The sequence below is a fragment of the Actinospineispora acaciae DSM 45401 genome (assembly GCF_000620785.1).
GTDB lineage: Bacteria > Actinomycetota > Actinomycetes > Mycobacteriales > Pseudonocardiaceae > Pseudonocardia > Pseudonocardia acaciae.
Map to the genome: position 1 here is coordinate 1 of NZ_JIAI01000059.1, position 4,460 is coordinate 4,460.

General features: G+C 67.1%; 7 protein-coding genes. 3 read left to right on the top strand and 4 right to left on the bottom strand.

The annotated features are described in order from the left end of the window. The 3 genes from N912_RS64910 to N912_RS59635 form a co-directional block, all read left to right on the top strand. Window positions 1-213 (top strand): hypothetical protein (locus N912_RS64910; protein WP_037070436.1); only part of this gene is annotated, 213 nt, incomplete at its 5' end. A 241-nt stretch (window positions 214-454) separates the two neighbouring features. After that, window positions 455-982 carry a hypothetical protein gene (locus N912_RS64395; protein ID WP_156994468.1) on the top strand — a complete coding sequence of 176 codons (528 nt, stop codon included), beginning with the start codon at window positions 455-457 and terminating at the stop codon, window positions 980-982. A 21-nt stretch (window positions 983-1,003) separates the two neighbouring features. After that, window positions 1,004-1,402, top strand: a complete 399-nt coding sequence (locus N912_RS59635) for a DNA-binding transcriptional response regulator (RefSeq protein WP_037070437.1) — start codon at window positions 1,004-1,006, stop codon at window positions 1,400-1,402. 40 nt (window positions 1,403-1,442) lie between these two features. Here N912_RS59635 and N912_RS0148020 read toward each other — a convergent pair whose 3' ends face one another. The 4 genes from N912_RS0148020 to N912_RS64915 all read right to left on the bottom strand — a co-directional run. Further along, window positions 1,443-1,757 carry a DUF6247 family protein gene (locus N912_RS0148020; protein WP_028928007.1) on the bottom strand — a complete coding sequence of 105 codons (315 nt, stop codon included), beginning with the start codon at window positions 1,755-1,757 and terminating at the stop codon, window positions 1,443-1,445. Window positions 1,758-1,813: 56 nt separating this feature from the next. Then, a complete protein-coding gene (locus N912_RS0148025) occupies window positions 1,814-2,734 on the bottom strand; it encodes an EamA family transporter (RefSeq protein ID WP_051581823.1) in 921 nt (306 codons plus the stop codon). A gap of 7 nt (window positions 2,735-2,741) precedes the next feature. Continuing rightward, window positions 2,742-3,812, bottom strand: coding sequence for a 4-hydroxyphenylpyruvate dioxygenase (hppD, locus tag N912_RS59640; protein WP_037070438.1), 1,071 nt, complete (start codon window positions 3,810-3,812; stop codon window positions 2,742-2,744). A gap of 162 nt (window positions 3,813-3,974) precedes the next feature. Then, the coding region (locus tag N912_RS64915) for a CBS domain-containing protein (protein WP_028928009.1) at window positions 3,975-4,460 on the bottom strand (486 nt) is incomplete at its 5' end.

Below are 4,460 nucleotides of genomic sequence, written 5' to 3' on the forward strand. Positions count from 1 at the left end.
GGCCCGGTCCTGCTGCATCGCGGCTGCCTCGCGGCCATCCCGGACCCCGGGGAGGTCGAGCTTCGGCCGGCGTCATCCATCCGCCGGCGGATACTCGCCGCCGACCCGGATCACGCCGCGGGTGCTCTGGTGGCGGTGAGCCGCTGGCATCTGGCTCGGCGGTACGACCGTCGTATCCAGCGCGCCCTGAAAACGGAGTGGCACTACGCCTGACCCCCTGGTCGCGCTGCCGCGGCCGGGCCGAAGGGCGTGCGACGATTGAGGCAAATGGGGCCGGATGTTACCGAACTCGGCGAGGACATGGTGGCGCCGGAAGCCCGCCGGAAGCGCGAAGGAAAAACCTAACTTTAGCTTAACCGCAGATCGCCTTGGGCCGAGACGCTCCCCCGGAGGGCCGAGGTGACGAGTACCGCTAGCCCACATCGCCCGCGCCTCACCCCGAGAGGGAACTTCTGTGCGCCGACCACTCCAGATCTGCCGGCGAGCCGCGATCCCATTGGTCTGCGCGGCCAGCCTCGTCCTCTCGGTTCCGAGCGTCGCGAGCGCCAGCGTGCCGGTCGAGTCTCATCCCGCTGCCCTGTCGGCGCCGGTGAAACCGAAAGATCTTTATTATCACGTGGTCGATGAAAAAGAAATTGAAATACCCTACCAGCCGCCGCCCGGCGGATACAACATACAGATAAACTCCACGGTGACGCTGGAGAAGGCTGGAAACTTTATGTTCTATGCCGAGATATACAAAGGCAACGATGCGGTGGTTGAAGTAGCGAACCATCCGGCGAACGACTTGGCTGGTACGGCTGGGCAGGTCGTGAAGACCGGGTGCACGCTGTATAGCTACCCCTCCCACCCGAAGGATCTTATCAACAACTGCGTCGTCCAATGGAACGGCACGCAAGTCTTCATTCCGCCACAACGTGTCACCCTTCCCTGGGTTGATAAGATGACCTACAGGATCTTGTTCTGGAGCGACCGCGAATAGTTACTTGGAGGTGGCCCTCGCATGTCGATTCTCGTCATACATGATGACGTCGATACGGTCGGACATCTCGTCGAAATGCTCCGACGGCAAGAGTGTGATGCGGTTGTCGCGGTATCGAGGTGCGAGGCTTTCTCGATTCTTCATGATGCGTCTGTCGCGATTCTGAGCGTCACGTCATCCGGCGACAAAGCGGTGTCCGCGATCGCGGAGATTCGCAATAGAAGTGATGTTCCGCTCATGGTGATGACGCCGGCGGCCAGCTCGGACGAGTGCGTCGAGATGCTGCTCGCCGGCGCTGACGACTGCGTGGGCCGCTCGGAGCATGTCGATGTCGTACTGGCGCGCGTGCGGGTGCTGCTCCGGCGTCGTTTAGTCCCGGTCACCGGCACCGCGTCGACACGCCGGTCGCCACGACCGTAGGGGCCGGCGTGGCCCCCGGGTGGTTGTGGTCTGGCGGTCCTCAGCCGCGCGCCAACGATTCGCCGGCGGGGACGGGTTCGCCGGTCAGGCGTTCGGCGGCACGGCGGGCTATCGAGGCGAACCGGTCAGGGTCGCGCTGCAGCAACGCCACACGCCGCCAGTGCTCCAGGCAGCGGAACAGCTCGGTGAGGTCCAGCTGCTCGCGGGCGCCGGCCAGCGCGTCGGAGTAGGCGTTGTCGAACCGTTTCCGGTCGTCGGGCAGCAACCCCTCCCGGATCGCCGCCGGCGTCGCCCCGGGCAACAACGGGTCACCGCCGGCGCTCGGCTGGTCATCGAACGACCAGAACGCAGTCACCCGCTCACCGTAGCGCGCTTCCGCCGCCCGATCGGGTACCGCCGCCGGACCGTTCGCTAGCCCGGGTCGGCGGCGGCCCGTCGGCGGGTCGCGGTGGTGCGGTTCTGGCCTCCGCTGAACTGGGCGGCGAGCACGAGCGCGATGCCGAGGAGCTGCTGGTGGCTGAGCGACTCGTGGGCGAACACCCAGCCCAGGGCCGTCGCGACGACCGGGCTGAGCAGCGCGAGCCGGGACACGGTGGTCGGCGGCAGGCCGCGGTGCAGGCCGCCGAAGAACAGGGCGAACGCCGCGGCGGTGGCGCCGACGGCGAGCCAGGCGGCGGCGCCCATTTGCTCGGTCGTCATCGCGGGTGGCGCGTCTTCGACGGCGAACGCGACGGGCAGCAGGACCAGGCCGCCGCCGAGTATCTGCCAGGCGATGGTGCTGAGGTGATGGGTGTTCGCCGGTGCGCGCCACCGGCGGGTCAGCAGCAGCCCGATCGCGGCCGAGCCGGCCAGCACGAGGGTCGCGGTGACTCCCAGCGGGTCGAGGACCTGGTCACCGCGCAGGACCAGCAGCGCCACCCCGATGGTGCCGAGCAGGGCGGCCCCCACCTGTCGGAGCGCGATCCGTTCCCCGAACATCGCGGCGAAGGCGGGCACCAGCAAGGTTTGCAGCGCGGTGATGGTGGAGACGACGGCCCCGGGCAGCTTGTGGGACGCGAACGCCTGCAGGGCGAAGAAGGCGCCGAAGTTCAACACGCCGAGCGCGAGCGCGCGCAGCCACCAGGTGCCCCGGGGCAGCGCCGGCCGCACCGCGAGCAGGACGAGGCCGGCGGGAATGACGCGTTCCACGGCGTTCCACAGTGGTGTGACGGGAAGGTGCTGCGTCGTGAAGAAGGCCGTGCCGAGCAGGCAGGGGCCGATCGCACAGGTGAGAATCTTGACGAGGCCGGCCGCTTCGGGAGCCGCCGTATCGGCGAACCCAGTGGGTTTCATCGCGTGTTCAGGCGGGTTCGCTGTGCTGTTCAACCAGTTGGTCCATCTCGCGTTTCTTCGCCTCGTAGAGCAACCTGATGTTGTTGCTGCCGAAAGTCGATGCCCCGTCACGCTCGATGATCTCGGTGAAATAGGTGCGACGCCGGTGGGTGGATTGTGTGAAGATCTGGTACAGCTCGCCGCCATGGTCGTGGTCGACCAGAATGCCGAGGCTGCGCAGCCGCAACACCCCGTGCCGCAGCGTCTCGGCGCGCTTGGCCAGGCCCGTGTAGTAGGCGCTCGGCGTCGCGCCGAACTTGACCCCTCGGGTGTACAGCTCGCTCACCGTGGCCACGATGTCGTCGGTGGCGAAAGCGATGTGCTGCACCCCGGCCCCGCCGTGGCGGTCCACGAAGTGGTCGATCTGCCCAGGCTCGCCGCCGGCCGGCTCGATCAGCGTGAGGGCGATGCCGCCGCCGGGGCTGGCGACGACCACCGAGTCCATGGCCTGCGCGCCGACGGCGATCGTCTCCTGGAAGATCCGCTCGAACCCCCAGGCGCGCGTGTACATCGCGACCACCCGCCCGAGCTCGCCGCGCGGCACGCACAACGCGAAGTGGTCGATGGTGCGCAGCCCCACCTCGCAGGCCGGCTCCCGGCGGGGGATGAGCCCCACCTCGGGCAGCAACATCATCGTTGAGTCCGGGGCCTGTTCGACGAGCGTGTGCATGATGTCGCCGGGCCCCTTGAGCGCGGCGGCATATCCGGACTCCACCGGCCGAGGCGGCGCGATCGGATGTGCGCCGTTCACCACGGCGCGCTTGTACACGCCGTGCACGTCGTCACACCGGAACCCGATCCCCACAATTCCGTCACCGTGCGCGGCCAGGTATTCATGCCCAGCGTGAAGTCCGGTCGGTTCGGTCAGCACCAGAACTATCGAACCCTGCCCCAGTACCGTGGAAAGTGCCGTTTTGTACCGGTTCTTTCGCGGCAGCCAGAGGATTTCGAACCCGTACTTCGAAACCAGTTCTTCGGAAGTCGCGCGGACGTCTTCGACATAGAGCTGGACATGGTCGCATGTGATTCGGTTTGTCATCCTGGCCCCCGCCGTCCCACCCCATCTGAGCAGGTAGAGACTACGACGGGAGTGCCACCGCCGCCGCAAATGTTAAGTGAGACTTGATCTTTACTTAATGTGTCCCTAGCTCTTACCCTTATGTTTCTGTCGCGGATGGGTGAAAGTTTTCGTTCCATTTGCTCACGCAGGCGACTGGATGATCTTGCGGACGGTCTCGATGTCGAGCACGCCTCGGTAGCGGCCGTGGTCGTCGACGACGACGGTGGCGGAGCGGTTGGAGGAGAGCATGCCGTCGAGGGCGTCGAAGAGGGTGTCGTCGGGGCGTATTTGGGCGGAGACGGGGATGCCGTGGGTGAGCATGGTGGTGTCGGTGCCGGCGACGTCGGAGGGTACCCAGCCGATCGGGCGGCGGGCGGTGTCGAGCAGGACGGCCCAGCCGTGGCGGGACTCGCGGGCGATGCCGAGCGCGGTGTCGGCGCCGGCCAGTGCGGAGGGCCAGCGGGGGATGTGGACGTCTTTGGTGCGGGTCAGGGAGAGTCGGCGGATGGAGGCGCCTCGGCCGACGAAGTCGGTCACGAACTCGTCGGCGGGGTCGGACAGGATCCGTTCGGGGGTGTCGTACTGGGCGATGACGGCGCCGACGTTGAGGATCGCGATCCGGTCGCC

Excerpts from the sequence above, each read along its gene's own strand:
- N912_RS0148025 (WP_051581823.1), bottom strand. The coding sequence starts at position 2,734 with ATGAAACCCACTGGGTTCGCCGATACGGCGGCTCCCGAAGCGGCCGGC.
- N912_RS59635 (WP_037070437.1), top strand. The coding sequence starts at position 1,004 with ATGTCGATTCTCGTCATACATGATGACGTCGATACGGTCGGACATCTC.
- hppD (WP_037070438.1), bottom strand. The coding sequence starts at position 3,812 with ATGACAAACCGAATCACATGCGACCATGTCCAGCTCTATGTCGAAGAC.